This window comes from Chryseobacterium sp. Leaf405 (genome assembly GCF_001425355.1).
In the GTDB taxonomy this organism is placed as follows: domain Bacteria; phylum Bacteroidota; class Bacteroidia; order Flavobacteriales; family Weeksellaceae; genus Chryseobacterium.
Genome location: NZ_LMQN01000016.1, coordinates 111,526 through 129,900 on the forward strand (window position 1 = coordinate 111,526; position 18,375 = coordinate 129,900).

Here is an 18,375-nt window from a genome sequence, read left to right on the forward strand (position 1 = left end):
AGACAACATTAATTTGCAGCCAATTAAAATGAACGATTTAGAACAAAAGAGGTTTCCGATAGGAAAATTTGAATATCCTGAAAATATCTGTGATATTAAGCTTGATGAATATATTAAAGTGATCAAAGATTTTCCAGGAAAACTTAGAAATTTGATCGAAAACTTTACCGATGAACAGCTTGATACACAATATAGAGAAGGTGGCTGGACGGTAAGGCAGGTAGTTAATCATTTGGCTGACAGTCATATTAACAGTTTTATACGTTTTAAATTAGCTCTTACAGAAGATAATCCCACGATAAAACCTTATGACGAGGCAAAATGGGGAGAACTTCAGGACAGTTTTAATATGCCGGTAAAACCTGCCATGAGAATGTTGAAAGGAACTCACCAAAGATGGACAACATTGTTGAAAGCTATGACCAACAAGCAGTTTGAAAGAACTTTTCACCATCCTGAACACAATAAAAATTATGATTTAAGAACCTGCCTCGCTTTGTATGTCTGGCACTGCAATCATCATTTTGCACATATTGATAATCTGAAGAAAGAAAAAGGTTGGTAAAAAAGAGCCTTCATAATCCAATTTATTTTGAGGAAATCATCAGAAGAATTTCCAATTTATCTGAAAATTCTTCACGAAAATGGGGAAGGATGAATGTTTCGCAGATGATGAGACATTGCAGTTATGTTCTGAATGTTCCGTTGAAGAAAATACAGCTTCCACCGATAAATATGGCTTTTCGGGCGATAGGAATTCTGACAAAAAAGGAAATACAGATTTTTAATAACGGAATTCCTCAAAATATGCCCACTTTTCAAAAACTTATCATTAATTTTGATTGTGATTTTGTTGAAGAGCAGCAAAATCTCCTGAAAACACTTGATGAATATAGAAATGCTTTCGAGAGCGGAAATTTACCTGATCATCATGTACTTTTCGGGAAAATGACAGAAAAAGACTGGGGATTTTTAGAGTACAAACACCTGAATCACCATTTAAAACAATTTAGTGTATGAGTTTTTTTGATAAAATATTTGGCGGAAAAGATGCGTCTTCTGAGCAAAAATCTTTCTGGAAAAAAATAGAATCTGAGGAAGATTTAAAAAAAGCTATTGAACATTCTTTTCAAAATAAAATAGCAATATTCAAGCATTCAACAAGTTGCTTTATCAGCAAAACGGTATTGAGAAATTTTGAAAAGGAATTGGAAAATCTGGAACAAACAACAGATTTATATTTTCTGGATCTTTTAGCTTACAGACCCATTTCCAATAAAATAGCGGAAGATCTTGGAGTAACCCATCAAAGTCCGCAGCTCATCGTTGTAGAAAACGGAAAAGCGATTAACAACGCTTCGCATCAGGATATATCGGTAGAACAAATTTTGTGATGAAAAATATTAATAATTATCTGGCTAAAGTTTTAGATGTTCCTTTAGAAAAGGTAAATATGTGTAGTGTACACTATGAAGTAAAGAAAATTCAGAAAAATCAGTTTCTTTTACAGTATGGTGAAGTGTGCAGATACATTTATTTTGTTGAAAAAGGATTATTGAAAATGTATTCTATTGATAAAAACGGAAAAGAACATATTATCCAATTTGCGCCGGAAAGCTGGCTTACTTCCGACCGAAGCAGTCTTTATTTCAACGAAAAATCTATTTATTACATTGAAGCGGTTGAAGATTCTGAGGTACTGTTACTTCATCCGGATTTTATCAATAATCTGATAGGTGAATTCCCGAACAGCCTCGAAAAAAGCGATATTTTACTTCAGAAACATATTAAAAACCTTCAGGACAGAATCAATTCTTTATTAGGCGAAACCGCTGAAGAGCGATACATGAAATTCATTAAAATGTATCCTGACTTATTATTAAGAGTTCCTCAGTGGATGATTGCTTCCTATTTGGGAATTACTCCTGAAAGTTTAAGCCGCGTGAGAAAAGAATTGGCCCGGAAAAACTTTGTTCCGGATAAATAAAGAGTTTAAAGTTATTCTTACCTAATTTTTTAACTTTTTATAATTTTAATTCACACATAATTTTGAAATAGTTTGTAGTATAACATTCTTTCTTTGTCATAGCAATGTTAATCTTCGTATTTGCTCATATAATATTATAGTGAATGCATTTTCTATTTCCCAAACTAGTTGTGATTAAGATCATATCCCTTCTTAGATATTTTATCTACTTTTGAAGTTCACACTACAAAAATATTTTTTATGAAATTCGTACTTACATCAATGCTACTTGCATTCTTAGTAATCAGTTGCAAAAAAGAATCAAACGTTTCTACAGGAACTACGACTGACTCAACCCAAATTAACAGAAATGATACCATGGGAACTGTAATTCCACCTGTATCCGATAGTGCTACAACCGGTACAGAAGGTATGCCTCAGGCAACTACCGATACGGCAGCGACTAACACATCGAGATAATTTACAATTCATAGATTTTCCTGAACCCGTTTTGTGAAAAAAGCGGGTTTAATTGTATTTATAATTAATATTATTTACAAAAAATTTATTTTTATTAATATATTCAAAAAATTGGGTTCAGTATTTGTATAATGTAATTATTTCCTATGAATTTCACTAAGATGACTTAAAACAAGAGAAACAGTAAACAGCTAAAAATGGTTATCAATGAAGATATTTTGTATTCCGTAGGAGCAAGTATCAAAACTTACGCGCCTTCCGAGGTAATTTTCAACGAAGGAGATTCTCCAAATTATTATTATCAGATAATTTCCGGAGAGGTGAAACTAAACAACTATAATGATGAAGGTAAAGAAGTTAGTGAGGTTCTTCTGAAAGACGGTCAGAGTATAGGGGAAGCATCACTTTTTATAAATAAACCTTATCCGCATAATGCGGTGGTTACTAAGAAAAGTGAAATCATTAGATTGCCAAGAAAGATGTTTTTGGATTTACTGAAATATGTGCTAATATGAATAAAGTACTTTCAGAAAGAATGTATTTAAATATTAATGGCACAAAATTTTTCTTTCAAAAATCCTTTGACGAAACAACAAATGACGGATCTTACTGGTTTAAAGCTGCGATAATAGCAATTAAGTTGATGGAAAGAAATAATGTATTAAAAATAAGAGATCGTAAAATTTATTATTAAAATTTTCTTAAAATTACATATATGGTCTTTTTTTTGCATTGAAATTTCCAAAAATAATTATGAAAACGATAAGCTGCATGAACATTGATAAGGATGTTCTGTACTCCTTTGGGGGAGAAGATAAGAGTTATAAAAAAGGAGAAACTATTTATAGCGAAGACGATCATGCACTTTATTATTTTCAAATTGTAGAAGGGAAAGTAAAGCTTAACAGCTACGATGAAGACGGGAAAGAATTCATTCATAATATTTTAGGTAAAAATCAAAGTTTCGGAGATTCTCTGCTTTTTATTGACAAATATTATCCTATGAATGCAATGTGTCTGAGCCCGACGGAAGTTATCCGGCTTCCTAAAAATAATTTTCTGGAAATGTTGGAAAAACATCCGAAATATTCCGTTGAAATGAATGCTTGTTTGTCTCAGAGACTCTATTTTAAGTCAATCATGATGCAAAGTATATCTTCACAAAATCCTATGACAAGACTGAAAGGATTATTAGATTATCTGAGAAGTTATTACGACAGTGACTGCGAACAGTGTTTTCACATTGAACTAACAAGGCAACAAATGGCAAATCTCGTTGGACTTCGCGTAGAAACGGTTATCAGAGCCCTAAAAAAGATGGAAAAGGAAAACAAAATAAAAATAGAAGACCGAAAAATCCTATATTAATTAAAAAGAGTTTTAAATTTCAATAAATTAAGAGATTTGTAAATTAAAAAAGCAGTGAAAATTTTTCACTGCTTTTTTTGTATAAATTAACTATCAAATTTATATGTGTGCTTTTCCTTCTACACCGTCAGAATTATCAGTGGTTTTTCCTGTAATTGCAGAGGCTACAAAAGAAAATAAGCTAACAAGTTTTCCAGCTTTTGTGTCCCAATAATAAGTTTCAGAAGGTTCTACACGAATAATTGAAACGTTTGGATCATCTTTTCCGTCTTCAAACCAAGCCTTTGCCATCGGCGACCATTTTTCTTCAATAGTAGTTTTATCTTTATAAATGGAAGCTTCACCATATACTGAAAGATATTGGTAATCAGAATTATTCATAAAAAATAACTGAACATTTCTGTCCTCTTTTATTTCAAAATTCTTATTGCTGGTATCACTGCTGATAAACCAAAGATTTCCCTCATCGTCGGTTTCCTGTAAACTCATCGGACGGGAATTGATAGGAGTTGTACCTAGTTCTGTACAAAACATACAGATTTTCGCACTTTCAGACAGTTCTTTAATTTTTTTAATTGCTTCTAAGTGTGTAAGATTTTCTGTTGACATAATATTATATTTTAAGTGATTTAGTTTTAATTTAATTACTGTTATTATTCAAAAACCTGACCACAATTAAAATTTTCATATTCAATTTCAGTAATTTGCTTACTTATTTTCTGAAATTTTTTAATTAAAACTTTTCTGTAAATCACTCCTGACTCCACAATTATGAACATTTTTAAAGCCTTTTTTCTCTACTTTTATTCTTCTGAAACCTTGATAACAATTATTTTATAAAGCAATTTCCAGGATATTTCTAATGGATTTATAATGTTTTGAAAGGAATCAATTTCTCTGCTTTTAATTTTTCAAAAACATTGATGAAAGATTTCTCTGTATTCTGATATTCTGCAAAACCTAAACTTCTACTGTTTGCCATATCACACATCACTTCGAGAGGTCTCCCAAGATCCAAATCAGTATGCCAGGCGGAAGATAATCTGTATAAATTTTCTTCTTTTAAACCATACTTTTGGCTAATATTTTTCCAAATTTCCTGATCGTTTTGCATTTCTTTTTCCAAAGGTTTGATCGTATTTTCGAAACCAACCGCTTCAATTCCAAAATAATCTGCTAATCTATACCAAAGCCATTTCCAACGGAAAATATCACCATTGGTTATATTGAAAGCCTTGTTTTTTGCAGATTCCGTTGTTGAAGCCCAAACCAACTGTTTTGCCAAAACTCTTGCATCGGTAACATCAGAAATTCCATTCCATTGTTCATAAGATCCCGGCCATATAAATTTTCTTCCGGTTTCTTTACAAATGCTTGCATAAACTGCCAGTGTTGAAGCGATATTCATCAGATTTCCGACAGCATATCCTATAACTGTGTGCGGTCTGTGAATACTCCATGTAAAACCGTCTCTTTCTGAAGCCTTGTAAACTTCATCTTCCTGAGCATAATAAAAATTAGGCAACGGAAGCCTCGGATGTTCTTCTCTCACGGGAGTTTCGGGTAATTTTCCTTCTTTTGCATATGCTTCAAATGGTCCTAAATAATGTTTTAGTCCTGTAACCAAAGCAACATGTTTTACCGACTTTTTAGAAGAAAGCACACTTAATAAATTTCTTACTAAAGCACTGTTTATACGAATATTTTCCTCTTCTGTATCATTTTTCATCCAGGTTGTAAAATAAATATGAGTAGGAGAGATGTCTTTCAAAGCATTTTCCAGACTTTCAACATTCAATAGATCGGCTTTTATTGGAACTAAATTCTCAATTGTATTATTAGGATTTTTAGACAGTCCGTACGTTTTCCAGCCTTGTGAAATTAATTCCTGTGCAAGATTATTTCCTGTAATTCCGGTAGCACCAACAACAAGTGCAATATTTTTATTTTCCATAAACTGTAAAATTATTTTCCAAAATTATGGAGAGAATAAAAAACAAAACTTGACTTGAATCATGGCTTTTTCTTGATCTATATCAAGTGTCATTTAAGTAGAATCTTTTTACGGATTCTGCTTACTGTTTCCGGTGATAGACCGAGATACGAAGCAATAAGATTATGCGGAATTCGTTGAATAACTTCAGGATTTTTCTGAACAAATTGAGTATATTTTTCCTCTGCTGTAAAGCTGTTAGAGACAATTAATCTGTAATCTTTTGTAATTAAGCTATTCTGATATAAAATCCTGAAATAACGGTCCATCACAGGAATTTTAATCATCAGATTTTCATAATCCTCACGGCTGATCATCAGTAGTTCGGTCTCCTCAATAGCATCGATCGTTAGAACAGCTTTTTCCTGATTGATAAAACTGTTAAAATCTGAAATCCACCAACCCTCAAACGCAAACATATTGATATGTTCCGAACCTTTTTCGTCCAGAAAATAAGACTTCAATAATCCTTTCGATACAAAAGACAGCTGTTTACAAATATCTCCTTCCTGTAATAAATATTGCTTTTTACGAAGTTTTTTATAGTTAAAAAAAGATTGCAATTCAGATTTCTGCTCATCAGTTACATCAACTTTATTCTGAATATGCGAGAGAAGCGTATCAAACATTTTAAAATATTTAATCAAAAATAATACTTTATAAATTACTGGTTTCAGGTTTAAATTTTTCGTAAAACCAAAACAATCCAAACAGATAAAATGAATGGAGCAATTGTGATTCAGTTGCGGACCAATTTTCAATAGAGCAGCTTCCAAAAATTAAAATACTCATTACAACTAAAGCAGAATATAAAGTGTATTTAATTTTAAAATTAATCAATAAGAAAATGCCAATAATCGCCTCTGCAATGGGTAAAACATAACTAAATGGAATAATTAAAGCCGCTGGAATCATTGATTTTTCCATTGTTGTTACCATCCAGTCGCTAAAAGTCTGAAGCTTTGGAAGACGAACCAACCCATGTCCCAGTAAAGAAACAGCAATAGGAAGTCTTAAAAAGAAAAATGCAGTTTTAAAATCTTTCATAATTACTATTTTGCTTAATTATTTTGTTTTGCCTTGAATTTATACATTTCATTATGATTTGTAATATATGAAATTATAATTTCATCATTAAAATTATCGGTTAAAAATCTTTGGTTAAATTTTTAAAAACAATAAATCTTACGGAAATTTGCCAAAAATAAATTAATGAAGATAATAGATATTGAAAGTTGGAACAGAAAGGAACATTTTGATTTTTTTTCGAAGATGGCAAGTCCTTATTTCGGCTTTACAACAGAAGTGGACTGTACAAAAGCATATGAAAATGCAAAGAAAAACGACTATTCATTTTTTGCTTATTATCTTTATAAATCTATGGTGGCGATAAATTCTGTTGATGAACTGAAGCTCAGAATCGTTGACGGTCGGGTAATTTTATACGACGAGGTACATATTGGAAGTATCATAGGCAGGGCAGACGGCACATTTGGTTTTTCATTCTTCGAGTATTCTAATAACTTTGAAGTTTTTAATGAAAGCTTACAAAATCAGATAACAGCTGTACAAAACTCAACAGGTTTGGGAATAAGTAATGATGTTTTACCGATCAATCATATCAGACACACCACAATTCCATGGAATTCTTTTACCACAGTTCTGCATCCGACAAATTTTGATCCGAAAGAATGTATTCCAAAAATTGCCTTTGGAAAATTCAATATTAAAAATGGACGAAAGTTTATGCCTGTTTCCATAGAAGCGCATCATGGTCTGGCAGACGGAATTCACCTGGCAAAATATTTTGAAGAATTCCAGAAGCAGCTAGATCTTTAATTCTAATTGCAGGAAACCGTAAAATTATTTTGAACATAAAAAACTGCAACGATTTTCTGCAAAATTTAAATTTTATAGAAAATTAATCACTAAATAATACACTTCACTTATTACTAAAAAGATCTAATTCTACAGGAATTTGATCTGTATTTCCATATTCTAAAATCTTTCGATTTCATATAATTATTCTTATTTTAAATATTGATTAGAATCATAAAAAAAAGAGTAAAAAACATATAGATTTGCCCTATTGTAAGAGAAACAGTAGAGCGAAAATTTTATAAATGAAAAAATAAGGCGATTAGGATCTGGCGTGGTATCTATGTGGTATTGCAATTTGGTAAAATTTTAATCATTTTTTATTTCTTTGTCTTCATTTCCTTTTTAAGATCGACACATCTAGTTATAAAACGATAGAAAACACCTTAACCAAAGACTGATTTATTTGAAAATAAATATTACATTAAAAATAAATAATACTTTGAATTTTATTCACGATAAGACGATAAGTACATTGAGTAGAGCCGTACAATCCTGCATGTTAAAAATTAACAGAATTTAGTAGAGATGAGAAATTTATTATGAAAAACGAAAACCCTGAATATAAATTAGAAAATTTAAGTCAAAAAATTGTTGTACAAGATGAAATTATAGCGTTGGCGAAGGAAAATTCTCCGCGTCTGCTGAATAAATTTCGTTTGGTATATCCAGAATTCTTCCAAAAACTTTCGGCTATTCAGCCCAATTTAAAAAATTCGGAACTGATTTTTTGTATTTATTTAAAATTAAATCTTACAACAAAGGAGGTCGCAACCTATACATTTGTAACTCCGAAAGCAATTCAAAACAGAAAGAACAGACTTAGGAAAAAATTAAGTATTCCGTCTCAAATCGATATCTATAAGTGGTTTAATGATCTTTAAACCACCTTTTTTTAGTTTCTAAAATTCGAGAATTGATTTTTCAAAATCATGATATAGCAACACTTTCCAATGATTTTCAATTGCTTCTTTCTGCCATTTCAATCTTAATTCCATAGCTTTTCTTCCATCAAAATCACTTTTGTACGCCAAATGGTATTTTAAATAAGATTCCTGAGGAAGATCATCAGCACCGTAAAATACAATTTCATTATTTTCTTTAATCCAGAAAACCTGCATAAAAGGAGTATGACCGCCAACCACTTCAAAAGAAATTTCATCCGTAATATTTCCTTTGTCCTCGTCCATCCAGAAAATATTATCGAGTTCAATCAACTTTTCAAGCGTATCAAAATCAAAAGAATAATTTCCTCTATTTTCCATTGCAAAATCTAGTTCACGCTTTTGAATATAAATATCAGCGTTGGGAAAAGTGGCTTCAAAACCATTTTCAGTGCGGGTAATTGTTGTTTCTATATGATCTTTATGAAGATGTGAAAGTAATACTTTAGTTACCTGATTTGGGTTAATATTTTCCTTTTCAAGAATTTCAGAAATTACCGTTTTTTCATTTTCATTTTTCCAGCCAATTCCAGCATCCAGAAGTATAACGTCTTTTTCAGTAATAATCAAAAAAGGATTCACCGACATCTTAATTCCTTTAATGGTATCTTTATTTTCTTCGGTTAAAAGAGTAAAGTCTTTTGTATTGCTTGTAGAAAAATTTCCTTCTTTTAATGGTATAATTTTCATGATACAAAGTTCACGATTATTTCTAAATCTGAAAAGCTTATTTTTTCGATGCAATTCATCGTCAAAACCAATGATATTAATAAAAGCTTACTCTTAAAATAAGTATTTTTGTGGTAGAAAATTTAAAAATTCTTAAATACAATTTATGCAGAATTCTACCAGCGGTATTTCTCGTACTGTGATTTGGTTGATGTCCATTATTTCCGGACTTGTGGTGGCAAACAATTATTATAACCAACCTTTGTTGGGACTTATTTCAGAAGAATTAAATGTTCCGGAAAGTGCAGCAAGTAAAATTTCCGTTCTTACCCAATTGGGATATGCAGCAGGATTGCTGTTGATTGTTCCTTTGGGAGATAAATTTCTTCGTAAAAAACTTATTTTAATAGATCTTGTTTTAGTTTTCGGAGCATTATTATGGATGACTTTCGCTCAGGAATTATGGATGTTGTATGTCGCAAGCTTATTGATAGGAGTCACTTCCGTGATTCCGCAATTATTCATTCCCATTGCAGCTGAATTATCTTCTGACAAAGAAAAATCCTCGAATATCGGAACCGTAATGTCGGGATTATTATTAGGAATTCTATTGTCAAGATTCATCGGAGGAATTGTTGGTGAAGTTTGGGGCTGGAGAGCCATGTTCGGAATTGCAGCAGGAATTATGGTTTTAGTCTGGATTGCCGTATACAAAATGCTTCCCGAATTACAGCCAAATTTTAAAGGAACGTATAGGGAGTTAATGAAATCTGTTTTTCATTTAGCAAAAAATCAGCCCGTTTTGCGATTAGCCTCTATCCGTGGAGCAATGGCTTTCGGATCGATGTGTGCATTATTTACAACCTTAGTTTTCCATATGGAAAAGCCGCCGTTTAATGCAGGTTCATCTGTTGTAGGGAGTTTCGGTTTAGCTGGGGCTGTCGGAGCTTTGGCAGCAGCGAAAGTGGGAAAACTTCAACGATATTTAGATTTAAATAGGATAATTTTTTATTCTCTATTAGTCGTTCTAGGAAGCTGGATTTTTACTTATTTTGCAGGAAAAACGTATTGGGGACTGATTGTTGGAGTAATTTTAGTTGATTTAGGTGTGCAATCAAGCCATATCATGAATCAGACGAATTATTTTTAATTAAATCAAACGCGGTCAACAGATTAAATACGGTGTATATGGTTTCTTATTTTATCGGCGGTTCATTAGGAACATGGACGGCTTCAATGGCTTGGCAATATGCACAATGGAGCGGTGTTTGTTTCGTTGGAGCAACAATGGCAATATTCGCTTTGATAGCTCATTTAATATTCAGTAACAGAATAAAATTAGATTAAACTTCAACAATAAAATTTTAACTTTAAACATAATTTCAATTAAAATAAATTATAATGAAAATAGAAATCTGGTCGGATGTAATGTGTCCGTTTTGCTATATAGGAAAAAATAATTTTGAACAGGCTCTTGAAAAACTTCCTTTCAAAGATCAGGTGGAAGTAGAGTGGAAAAGTTTTCAACTTGATCCAACTTTAGATCCTGAAGAAACAAAAACAACTTTCGAATATTTCAAAGAAAAGAAAGGATTTCCCGAAGCTCAGGCTCAGCAAATGATCGGACAGGTAAAACAAATGGGAGCGAGCGCCGGGATTGATTTTAATTTTGAAAAAGCATTAATTACAAACACTTTTTCTGCCCATAAATTATTGCATTTAGCAAAAAAATACAACAAATCCAACGAAATGGAAGAAGCACTTTTCATCGCTCATTTCATTGACGGAAAGAATGTTGGAGATCTTGAAACGTTAATTTCACTTGCCGATTCTTTAGGTATAGATAAAGATGAAGCTAAAAATGTTTTAGCTTCTGAAGAATTCAATCAGGAAGTAAATCAAGATATTTTAGAAGGAAAAAATAATGGGGTGACCGGCGTTCCGTTTTTTATTTTAAATGGAAAATATGCAGTTTCAGGAGCACAGCCTGTCGAACTTTTTGCAAACGCTCTTCAACAAACTTATGATGAAACAGTAACTCCCTTGACAAACATTTCAGACAACGGAGCTTCTTGTGATACAGATGGTTGTGAAATTTAATTGTAAAAGGAATGATTAAAATAAACGACGACTATCAGTTTGCTACAGAAGAAATACTTTTCGTTTTTGCATTGGATTCAGAAGCCGGAAAAGTTTTTAATGATAAGAATAAATTAATTACAGGCATCGGGAAAGTAAACGCTGCGATAGAATTAACGAAAGAAATTCACCGAAACAGACCGAAATTAATTGTTAATCTGGGCTCAGCAGGAAGTAAAAATTTTCATAAAGGAGATGTAGTTTGCTGTACAAAATTCATCCAGAGGGATATGGACGTCAGAGGGCTAGGATTTCAATTATATGAAACGCCACTTTCAGGAATTCCTCCCGTTTTGGAATATGGTTTAAAGAGAAATGATCTTCCTGAAGGAATTTGCGGAAGCGGTGACAGTTTTGAAATGAATCATTCGGAAGCTGTTTATAATATTGTTGATATGGAAGCATATCCGTTAGCTTTGATTGCCATGAAAGAGCAGATTCCGTTTCTTTGTCTGAAATATATTTCGGATGATGCAGGAAGTGAAGCGGCAGATGATTGGGCGGTTCAGGTGCATTTGGCTTCGGAGGCTTTTGAGAAAATTTTATTTGTAAGCAAATAATCATCATTTTATTATTAACAGAAAAAATGAATTAATTATGACTATATTCATAAAAAAGGCTTCATCTGAAGACCTGAAAACGATACAAAATGTAGGAAGAGAAACATTTTACGAGACTTTTTCCATAGATAATTCTGAAGATGAAATGCAAAAATATCTCGATGAAAGTTTCTCAACAGAAAAGTTAACCGAAGAATTAAATACTATTGACTCTCAGTTTTTTATTGCTTGGGAAGATGAAAATGCCATTGGCTATCTGAAATTAAATTCAGGTAAATCACAGACAGAATTACAGGATGAAGCATCTATGGAGATTGAAAGAATTTACGTAAAAAGTGCATATCACGGGAAAAAAGTTGGTCAGCTTTTATACGATAAAGCCCTTGAAATTGCCCAACAGGAAAATAAAAAATATCTTTGGCTAGGAGTTTGGGAAGAAAATATGAGAGCAGTGAATTTTTATAAAAAGAACGGTTTTGTAGAATTTGACAAACATATATTTAAGCTTGGAAATGAGGAACAGACGGATCTGATGATGAGAAAAGTCTTAGATTAAATTTCATAAATTTCAGCATCCGTAAAAACATAGAATCTTCCTTTTTTAGGAAGATTTTTTGTATCTAAGCCTGTGAATTCACTAAATGCAGGAAGCAATAATTGGTTTTCAGTTACCACAAAGCAAGGCAGCTTTATGCTTTTTACAGAGGAATTGATAACAAATCCCGGATGTATATGTCCTGTGATTTGAAATTTTTCCTGCTTTTCTTCAAAATCATGAATAAAAATAAAATTCTCGCTTTCTAAATGTTTTGCTTTAAAATTTAAACATAATTTTGATTCCAGTTTTTTGGAAATTCTGTCATGATTTCCTTCAATTAAATAAAACTGTAAATCATGATACTGATTTCTCCAGCTGCAAAATTCATCTACTTCAGAATTATCTCCTGCATGAATCAAATCTCCGACAACTACAAACTTTTCAGGTTGAAAATATTCTATTAAAATTGATAATCGCTCCAAATCATTTTTAATAATATGATTGGCTAAAGCAATTCCGTTTTTACGAAAATGAGCAGTTTTTCCGATATGTAAATCTGATAAAATTAAAGCTTTCTCTTTTCCCCAAAATGCTGCACGCTGGTTTGTAAGGGTGAAAATTTCATTTTTAATGGATATATTTTTTGTTACTATTTTCATATTTTAAAAAATAATATTCAAGAATTTTCATCATTCTGAATGATGAAAATTTCTATCATAAATTCACAATTGAATCTTTACAATTCACTTTATTTAACTTTCCTTGCCTGCTCGATCAGTCGTTTTATTCTTACGTTCAGGTCTTCACTCGTCAAGGTTTGTCGCAAACTGTCAACTTTTATCGGGAAACTTAATGGGGTAAAAGTATTGGCAAATTTCAGAACTATTTTTGATTTTTCTATTCGTTTAAAGGCTTCAACCAATCTTTGTTCCTGCAATTGCATATTGAAAACTTCGGTATATGCCTGTCTTACCAAAAAATGATTCGGATCATGATCTTCCAGAACCTTGAAAATTAAACCTGCGGAACTCTGAAGCGATTTATTTGAACGTTGCTGCCCGGGAAAATTCTGAATAACCATGCCTGAAATTACCGCAATATCCCGAAACTTCCGTCTTGCCATTTCAGCAGAGTTTATACTTGAAATAACATCCGTCATTAAATTCTCCCGACTTAAAATTTTTTCTAAATTTTCCTCATTTAGCGGAATTTCTTTATCACTGAATAATTCAAAACCATAATCATTCATTGCCATAGAAAATGAAATCGGAACCAATTTGGAAATTCGGTAAGCAATTAAAGCAGCCATTACTTCATGTACCAAACGCCCTTCAAAAGGATACATAAAAAGATGATAACCTTCCCGGTTTTTAATCAGTTCAACCAAAAATTCATTCTCATCCGGAATATGTGAGCGTTCTTCCTGTTTCACCAATAAAGGATGTAAGAATTTCAGTTCTTTCTCAGAAGCTTTCGGATTCAATGCACCAGATAATTTTTCCCTTAAAAAATGACCTAAGTTTGAACTTAAAGGTAATCTTCCTCCCAAATAACTGGGAGCTAACGCTTTTCCTTTTGACAATCGGACAAAAACCGTCATATCTTTTACCATTGCGACTTCCAAAACCCGACCTGCCAGTATAAATTTTTCTTCTTTTTTTAATTTTGAAATAAAATATTCCTCAACCATTCCGATATAGCCTCCCGAAATAAATTTTACTTTCAGCATCGCATCGCTTACGATAGCTCCCATATTCATACGGTGAAGCATGGCAATTTTTCTTGAAGTAACTTTAAACAAACCATCTTCCATCACAACAACCTTGTGATATTCTTCATAGCTTTTTAAAGCACTTCCGCCAATCGTTAAAAAATCAAGAATACTTTTCCATTCTTCATCAGTGATTTCCTGAAAGGTATAAATCTGTTTGATTCTTTTATAGGTTTCTTCAGGATAAAATCCGTCACCAATCGCTAATGTCATTAGAAACTGAACCAAAACGTCAAAACACAATACTTGTGGTTCACGAGGTTCAATGACGTTATTTTTGACAGCTTCTTTCAGTGCTGCAACTTCGATTAATTCTAAAGAATGCGTAGGAACACAGTATATTTTTGATGTTTCAAAAGGGGAGTGACCGCTTCGTCCGGCTCGTTGCAGAAATCTGGCAACACCTTTTGCAGAGCCGATTTGTATGACGGTATCAACAGGTTTAAAATCAATTCCCAAATCTAAAGAAGAAGTAGAAACAACTGCTTTTAATTTTCCGTTACTCAGATTTTCTTCGATCCAGATTCTTAAATGTGCGTCAATAGAACTGTGATGGATGGCAATTTGTCCGGCAAAATCAGGATACGTATCCAACAATAATTGATACCACATCTCGCTTTGGCTTCGTGTATTGGTGAAAACAATTGTCGATTTAGATTCCAAAATAATCGGAACCACTTTATCTGCCAATTTATTTCCCAAATGTCCTGCCCACGGTAAAATTTCAACTTCATCCGGAAAAACAGGAATAATATCAATTTTTTTATGTTCTTTGGCGGTAACTTTTGTCTTTTTTACGTCATAAGGAATTAAAACTTCCATCGCTTCTTCAAGATTTCCGATAGTTGCTGTTATTCCCCATATTTTTATTTTGGGAACATATTTTTTTAATTGAGAAATGCCGAATTCAACCAAAACACCACGTTTTGAACCTAGCAATTCATGCCATTCATCAATAACAATAGTTTGCAAATTCAGGAAAAATCGCTGATGGTTTTTCTGCCCTAAAAGCAATTGTAAACTTTCGGGAGTAGCCACTAAAATTTCAGGCATTTTTTTCACCTGTTGCTGTCTTACTTTAGGATCTGTATCACCGTTTCTTACGCCGACAACCCAATCTAACCCAATCTCGTCCATCGCTTCCTGCATTGCCTTTGCAATATCTTTAGACAATGAGCGGAGAGGAGTAATCCAGATCATTTTTAATCCTCCTTTGTATTTTTCAGGATGGTTCAGGAAATCTGAAATTAAAGCTAAAAAAACGGAATATGTTTTTCCAAAGCCTGTTGGCGCAACGACCATTCCGCTATATCCATTTCCAAACTTTTGCCAGGTTTGGATCTGAAATTTAAAGGGAGAATTGCCTTTATCCGCCATCCACTGTTGAATGACTTTATAGCCGTTGGTATTTTTAAATGTTGACAAATTATTAATTAGTTTATTATTGTATCAATTTTTTAATCTCTTCAATATCATCAATATCATTTACGGTTTTATCTTTCCGCCACCTTAAAATCCTTGGAAATCGCAATGCAACACCACTTTTATGACGGTTACTGAAGCCAATTCCTTCAAAAGCAATTTCGAAAACAAGCTCTGCCTTTACAGTTCGTACAGGTCCGAATTTTTCTATAGCATTTTTATTTACAAATTTGCTGACTTCCATAATTTCTTTATCCGTCAAACCCGAATAGGCTTTTGCAATAGTAACCAATGCGTCGCCACTTTTCACTGCAAAACTGTAATCGGTGTAATAAGCGCTTCGTCTTCCGCTGCCTTTCTGAGCGTAAATTAAAACAGCATCAATCGTTAGCGGACTAATTTTCCATTTCCACCAATCACCTTTTTTTCTGCCGGAATGATAATGTGAATTTTTCTGTTTCAGCATTAAACCTTCGCTGTTAATCTCTCTTGAATTTTCTCTGATTTGATTTAAATCTTCCCAATTTTCAAAATTGATAACTTGAGAAAGCTTAATTTTTTCAGGATTTTCATTCAACAATAATTCTTCCAGCATTGCTCTTCTTGCAGAAATTGGCTTTTCACGCAAATCATTACCTTCCAATTCCAACAGATCATAGCAAAAAACTTCAATCGGAATTTCAGAAAGCATTTTTTTTGTTAACGTCTTTCTGTTTAATCTTTTCTGTAATTCATTAAAATTTAAAACTTTACCCTCATGAACGGCAAGAATTTCTCCATCTAAAACAAAATTCCCCTTCATTGCCTGTATGGTTTCTGCAATTTCCGGAAACTGTTCTGTTACCAATTCTTCGCCTCGCGACCAAATAAAAACTTCATCATTTCTTCTGATGATTTGCCCACGAATTCCATCCCATTTATATTCAATTTGCCATTCTTCCGGAGTTCCGAGTTCTTCAAGTTCTTTTTCTAAAGGATAAGCCAAGCAAAAAGGATATGGTTTTGAATTGTCCGGGTTAATATTTTCCGCTGAAATCAGTTCTTTAAAAGAAACTTCATCAGGTTGCCATTTTCCCATCAGGCTATGCATTAAGGTACTTGCTTCCTGTCCGGAAAACTTGGTTAAGGAATTAATTAATGTTTTAGATGAAACACCAATTCTGAAACTTCCCCCCAATAGTTTATTGAAAATCAAACGTTCTGTATAATCCAGACCATTCCATGAATTGAGCACAAATTCTTTCTTTTCAGCGTCGGTCTTAGTTTTCAGACTGATAATTTCATTCATCCATTCTGAAAGTGTTTTTTCTATTTTTTCGGTTGGCGGAGGAAGAATTAATGAAATGGTCTCCCCTAAATCTCCGACTGAAGAATAGCTTTCCTGAAACAGCCAAAAAGGCAATTGTGTAATTTCCAATGCCCATTCTTTCATGTAATTTGTATTAATATTTCTCTTCGGTCTTTTTCCTGTAAATAATGCGATGAACCACAATTTATCTTCATCAGGAGCTCGTTCCAGATAATCAATGATTGCATCAATTTTTGCGTTGGTTTTATTGGTGCTTTCTAAGGCGTTGATCAGATCTGCAAAATGTTTCATGACTGAGGATTTTCAGTGGTTTCTTTTTCTACTTCATCATCATCGTTGCCGTATAATGTTTCCACAACGTCGGATTTTATTCCGATTTCGTTTAAATATTTAGAAAAAACTTCAGTTTGTCCATGCGTTACATGTACAATTTCCGCTTCAGTAGCTTTTATAGCCTGTAATAAACCTTTCCAGTCGGCATGGTCGCTCATTGGGAATCCTGCATCGGCGCTTCGCCATCTTCTGGCGCCCCGAACCTGCATCCAGCCTGAGCAAATTGCGGTTGCAGCATCAGGAATTTTTTTAATCACATTACTATCCAACAAGGCAGGCGGAACGATAACAATTTCACCCTGAACATGTTTGATATTTTCCCTAAAATCAGGAATTTCGTAATCAGGAAGTACAATTCCCACTTCTTCGAAAGCCTGATTAAGTTTGCCAATAGAGTAATGAACATGAATTTTCCCTAAACTTTCTACCGCCTTCATAATTCGTTGCGCTTTTCCTAAAGAATATCCGATAAAAACAGACGTTTTTTGATTTTCTTTATTTTTCAATACCCAACTTTGCATTTTTTTATTCAGATCATCTACTTCTAACCAATTGTAAATAGGAAGCCCAAATGTACTTTCTGTTACAAACTCATTGCATTTTACCACTTCGAAAGGTGTACTTAATCCGTCATTCTGAACTTTGTAATCACCTGAAATCACACTTACATAACCTTTGTATTCCAAACGAATTTGCGCCGAACCTATGATATGACCTGCCGGATGAAGTGAAAGTTTAACCCCATTGATATTTAAAACTTCATCATATTGTAACGTCTGACATTCGATATCTTCAGCAATTCTTTTCTTTAAGATTGGTTTTGTGAAATGATGACAGAGATATTTTTTCATTCCCCAACGGGCATGATCGGCGTGACCATGAGTAATGACCGCCAAATCTACAGGTCGCCAGGGATCAATATAAAATTTCCCTTGTGGACAGTAAATTCCTTTATTTGTAAATGTGATTAATTTCAATGGTATTACAGATTTTCATGTATTATTC

24 protein-coding genes are annotated in these 18,375 nt (G+C 33.0%); 15 read left to right on the plus strand and 9 right to left on the minus strand.

From position 1 onward, the window contains the following. The first annotated feature begins 28 nt into the window (after positions 1–28). The 8 genes from ASG22_RS16360 (at position 29) to ASG22_RS16395 (ending at position 3,814) form a co-directional block, all read left to right on the plus strand. Positions 29–565 (plus strand): YfiT family bacillithiol transferase, encoded by a 537-nt coding sequence (locus ASG22_RS16360; protein WP_055987059.1) that lies wholly within the window; start codon positions 29–31, stop codon positions 563–565. Next, positions 559–1,020: a DUF1569 domain-containing protein gene (locus tag ASG22_RS16365; protein WP_238586936.1), complete on the plus strand. Its 462-nt coding sequence runs from the start codon at positions 559–561 to the stop codon at positions 1,018–1,020. Before ASG22_RS16360 ends, ASG22_RS16365 begins: the two co-directional genes overlap by 7 nt. After that, positions 1,017–1,394 (plus strand): bacillithiol system redox-active protein YtxJ, encoded by a 378-nt coding sequence (gene ytxJ, locus ASG22_RS16370; RefSeq protein WP_055987061.1) that lies wholly within the window; start codon positions 1,017–1,019, stop codon positions 1,392–1,394. The genes ASG22_RS16365 and ytxJ overlap by 4 nt, the downstream gene beginning before the upstream one ends. Then, positions 1,394–1,987 (plus strand): Crp/Fnr family transcriptional regulator, encoded by a 594-nt coding sequence (locus ASG22_RS16375; RefSeq protein ID WP_055987063.1) that lies wholly within the window; start codon positions 1,394–1,396, stop codon positions 1,985–1,987. Before ytxJ ends, ASG22_RS16375 begins: the two co-directional genes overlap by 1 nt. Positions 1,988–2,227: 240 nt before the next feature. Then, entirely contained in the window at positions 2,228–2,446 is a 219-nt protein-coding gene (locus ASG22_RS16380; protein ID WP_055987065.1) for a hypothetical protein, read from the plus strand. A 197-nt stretch (positions 2,447–2,643) separates the two neighbouring features. Further along, positions 2,644–2,961, plus strand: coding sequence for a Crp/Fnr family transcriptional regulator (locus ASG22_RS16385; RefSeq protein ID WP_055987066.1), 318 nt, complete (start codon positions 2,644–2,646; stop codon positions 2,959–2,961). Continuing rightward, positions 2,958–3,140 (plus strand): hypothetical protein, encoded by a 183-nt coding sequence (locus ASG22_RS16390; RefSeq protein ID WP_055987068.1) that lies wholly within the window; start codon positions 2,958–2,960, stop codon positions 3,138–3,140. The genes ASG22_RS16385 and ASG22_RS16390 overlap by 4 nt, the downstream gene beginning before the upstream one ends. 77 nt (positions 3,141–3,217) lie before the next feature. Next, the gene (locus ASG22_RS16395; protein WP_082505040.1) at positions 3,218–3,814 is read left to right on the plus strand and encodes a Crp/Fnr family transcriptional regulator; all 597 of its coding nucleotides are present in this window, start codon (positions 3,218–3,220) and stop codon (positions 3,812–3,814) included. A gap of 99 nt (positions 3,815–3,913) precedes the next feature. Here ASG22_RS16395 and ASG22_RS16400 read toward each other — a convergent pair whose 3' ends face one another. From ASG22_RS16400 to ASG22_RS16415, 4 genes are all read right to left on the minus strand, one after another. Next, positions 3,914–4,423, minus strand: coding sequence for a pyridoxamine 5'-phosphate oxidase family protein (locus tag ASG22_RS16400; protein ID WP_055987072.1), 510 nt, complete (start codon positions 4,421–4,423; stop codon positions 3,914–3,916). Positions 4,424–4,682: 259 nt separating this feature from the next. Further along, positions 4,683–5,768, minus strand: coding sequence for an SDR family oxidoreductase (locus ASG22_RS16405; protein WP_055987074.1), 1,086 nt, complete (start codon positions 5,766–5,768; stop codon positions 4,683–4,685). 89 nt (positions 5,769–5,857) lie between these two features. Next, positions 5,858–6,436 (minus strand): Crp/Fnr family transcriptional regulator, encoded by a 579-nt coding sequence (locus ASG22_RS16410; protein ID WP_055987076.1) that lies wholly within the window; start codon positions 6,434–6,436, stop codon positions 5,858–5,860. A 28-nt stretch (positions 6,437–6,464) separates the two neighbouring features. Then, complete coding sequence (locus tag ASG22_RS16415; protein WP_055987079.1) at positions 6,465–6,854, minus strand: MauE/DoxX family redox-associated membrane protein; 390 nt, start codon at positions 6,852–6,854, stop codon at positions 6,465–6,467. 165 nt (positions 6,855–7,019) lie between these two features. Here ASG22_RS16415 and ASG22_RS16420 point away from each other — a divergent pair, with 165 nt between their 5' ends. Together ASG22_RS16420 and ASG22_RS16425 are read left to right on the plus strand one after the other, a co-directional pair. After that, entirely contained in the window at positions 7,020–7,646 is a 627-nt protein-coding gene (locus tag ASG22_RS16420) for a chloramphenicol acetyltransferase (RefSeq protein WP_055987081.1), read from the plus strand. 581 nt (positions 7,647–8,227) lie between these two features. Continuing rightward, positions 8,228–8,569: a helix-turn-helix transcriptional regulator gene (locus tag ASG22_RS16425; protein WP_055987083.1), complete on the plus strand. Its 342-nt coding sequence runs from the start codon at positions 8,228–8,230 to the stop codon at positions 8,567–8,569. An 18-nt stretch (positions 8,570–8,587) separates the two neighbouring features. On the opposite strand, the gene ASG22_RS16430 is transcribed toward ASG22_RS16425, so the two are convergent. Continuing rightward, positions 8,588–9,319: an MBL fold metallo-hydrolase gene (locus ASG22_RS16430; protein ID WP_055987085.1), complete on the minus strand. Its 732-nt coding sequence runs from the start codon at positions 9,317–9,319 to the stop codon at positions 8,588–8,590. Positions 9,320–9,464: 145 nt separating this feature from the next. Here ASG22_RS16430 and ASG22_RS16435 point away from each other — a divergent pair, with 145 nt between their 5' ends. The 5 genes from ASG22_RS16435 to ASG22_RS16450 are packed head-to-tail and all read left to right on the plus strand — an operon-like array spanning position 9,465 to position 12,553. Further along, positions 9,465–10,448, plus strand: coding sequence for an MFS transporter (locus tag ASG22_RS16435; RefSeq protein ID WP_238586937.1), 984 nt, complete (start codon positions 9,465–9,467; stop codon positions 10,446–10,448). 38 nt (positions 10,449–10,486) lie between these two features. Then, on the plus strand, positions 10,487–10,645 hold the full coding sequence (locus ASG22_RS21425; protein WP_238586938.1) for a hypothetical protein: 159 nt from the start codon (positions 10,487–10,489) through the stop codon (positions 10,643–10,645). A 54-nt stretch (positions 10,646–10,699) separates the two neighbouring features. Continuing rightward, the gene (locus ASG22_RS16440; protein WP_055987087.1) at positions 10,700–11,398 is read left to right on the plus strand and encodes a DsbA family oxidoreductase; all 699 of its coding nucleotides are present in this window, start codon (positions 10,700–10,702) and stop codon (positions 11,396–11,398) included. Positions 11,399–11,409: 11 nt separating this feature from the next. After that, entirely contained in the window at positions 11,410–11,997 is a 588-nt protein-coding gene (locus ASG22_RS16445) for a nucleosidase (RefSeq protein WP_055987089.1), read from the plus strand. Positions 11,998–12,034: 37 nt separating this feature from the next. Beyond that, positions 12,035–12,553: a GNAT family N-acetyltransferase gene (locus tag ASG22_RS16450; protein WP_055987092.1), complete on the plus strand. Its 519-nt coding sequence runs from the start codon at positions 12,035–12,037 to the stop codon at positions 12,551–12,553. On the opposite strand, the gene pdeM is transcribed toward ASG22_RS16450, so the two are convergent. The 4 genes from pdeM to ASG22_RS16470 form a co-directional block, all read right to left on the minus strand. Beyond that, the gene (gene pdeM / locus ASG22_RS16455) at positions 12,550–13,194 is read right to left on the minus strand and encodes a ligase-associated DNA damage response endonuclease PdeM (protein WP_055987094.1); all 645 of its coding nucleotides are present in this window, start codon (positions 13,192–13,194) and stop codon (positions 12,550–12,552) included. The two genes, ASG22_RS16450 and pdeM, sit on opposite strands and share 4 nt — an antisense overlap. An 89-nt stretch (positions 13,195–13,283) precedes the next feature. After that, the gene (locus ASG22_RS16460; RefSeq protein ID WP_117590805.1) at positions 13,284–15,731 is read right to left on the minus strand and encodes a ligase-associated DNA damage response DEXH box helicase; all 2,448 of its coding nucleotides are present in this window, start codon (positions 15,729–15,731) and stop codon (positions 13,284–13,286) included. 16 nt (positions 15,732–15,747) lie between these two features. Continuing rightward, a complete protein-coding gene (locus tag ASG22_RS16465; protein WP_055987098.1) occupies positions 15,748–17,328 on the minus strand; it encodes an ATP-dependent DNA ligase in 1,581 nt (526 codons plus the stop codon). Continuing rightward, a complete protein-coding gene (locus tag ASG22_RS16470; RefSeq protein WP_055987099.1) occupies positions 17,325–18,347 on the minus strand; it encodes a ligase-associated DNA damage response exonuclease in 1,023 nt (340 codons plus the stop codon). Before ASG22_RS16470 ends, ASG22_RS16465 begins: the two co-directional genes overlap by 4 nt. Between the last annotated feature and the right edge of the window lie 28 nt (positions 18,348–18,375).

Coding starts and splice junctions, on each gene's coding strand:
- ytxJ (WP_055987061.1), top strand. CDS start 1,017: ATGAGTTTTTTTGATAAAATATTTGGCGGAAAAGATGCGTCTTCTGAG.
- ASG22_RS16440 (WP_055987087.1), top strand. CDS start 10,700: ATGAAAATAGAAATCTGGTCGGATGTAATGTGTCCGTTTTGCTATATA.
- ASG22_RS16400 (WP_055987072.1), bottom strand. CDS start 4,423: ATGTCAACAGAAAATCTTACACACTTAGAAGCAATTAAAAAAATTAAA.
- pdeM (WP_055987094.1), bottom strand. CDS start 13,194: ATGAAAATAGTAACAAAAAATATATCCATTAAAAATGAAATTTTCACC.
- ASG22_RS16420 (WP_055987081.1), top strand. CDS start 7,020: ATGAAGATAATAGATATTGAAAGTTGGAACAGAAAGGAACATTTTGAT.
- ASG22_RS16375 (WP_055987063.1), top strand. CDS start 1,394: ATGAAAAATATTAATAATTATCTGGCTAAAGTTTTAGATGTTCCTTTA.
- ASG22_RS16390 (WP_055987068.1), top strand. CDS start 2,958: ATGAATAAAGTACTTTCAGAAAGAATGTATTTAAATATTAATGGCACA.
- ASG22_RS16465 (WP_055987098.1), bottom strand. CDS start 17,328: ATGAAACATTTTGCAGATCTGATCAACGCCTTAGAAAGCACCAATAAA.
- ASG22_RS16415 (WP_055987079.1), bottom strand. CDS start 6,854: ATGAAAGATTTTAAAACTGCATTTTTCTTTTTAAGACTTCCTATTGCT.
- ASG22_RS16430 (WP_055987085.1), bottom strand. CDS start 9,319: ATGAAAATTATACCATTAAAAGAAGGAAATTTTTCTACAAGCAATACA.
- ASG22_RS16435 (WP_238586937.1), top strand. CDS start 9,465: ATGCAGAATTCTACCAGCGGTATTTCTCGTACTGTGATTTGGTTGATG.
- ASG22_RS16410 (WP_055987076.1), bottom strand. CDS start 6,436: ATGTTTGATACGCTTCTCTCGCATATTCAGAATAAAGTTGATGTAACT.
- ASG22_RS16395 (WP_082505040.1), top strand. CDS start 3,218: ATGAACATTGATAAGGATGTTCTGTACTCCTTTGGGGGAGAAGATAAG.
- ASG22_RS16450 (WP_055987092.1), top strand. CDS start 12,035: ATGACTATATTCATAAAAAAGGCTTCATCTGAAGACCTGAAAACGATA.
- ASG22_RS16360 (WP_055987059.1), top strand. CDS start 29: ATGAACGATTTAGAACAAAAGAGGTTTCCGATAGGAAAATTTGAATAT.
- ASG22_RS16380 (WP_055987065.1), top strand. CDS start 2,228: ATGAAATTCGTACTTACATCAATGCTACTTGCATTCTTAGTAATCAGT.
- ASG22_RS16425 (WP_055987083.1), top strand. CDS start 8,228: ATGAAAAACGAAAACCCTGAATATAAATTAGAAAATTTAAGTCAAAAA.
- ASG22_RS16385 (WP_055987066.1), top strand. CDS start 2,644: ATGGTTATCAATGAAGATATTTTGTATTCCGTAGGAGCAAGTATCAAA.
- ASG22_RS16405 (WP_055987074.1), bottom strand. CDS start 5,768: ATGGAAAATAAAAATATTGCACTTGTTGTTGGTGCTACCGGAATTACA.
- ASG22_RS16445 (WP_055987089.1), top strand. CDS start 11,410: ATGATTAAAATAAACGACGACTATCAGTTTGCTACAGAAGAAATACTT.
- ASG22_RS21425 (WP_238586938.1), top strand. CDS start 10,487: ATGGTTTCTTATTTTATCGGCGGTTCATTAGGAACATGGACGGCTTCA.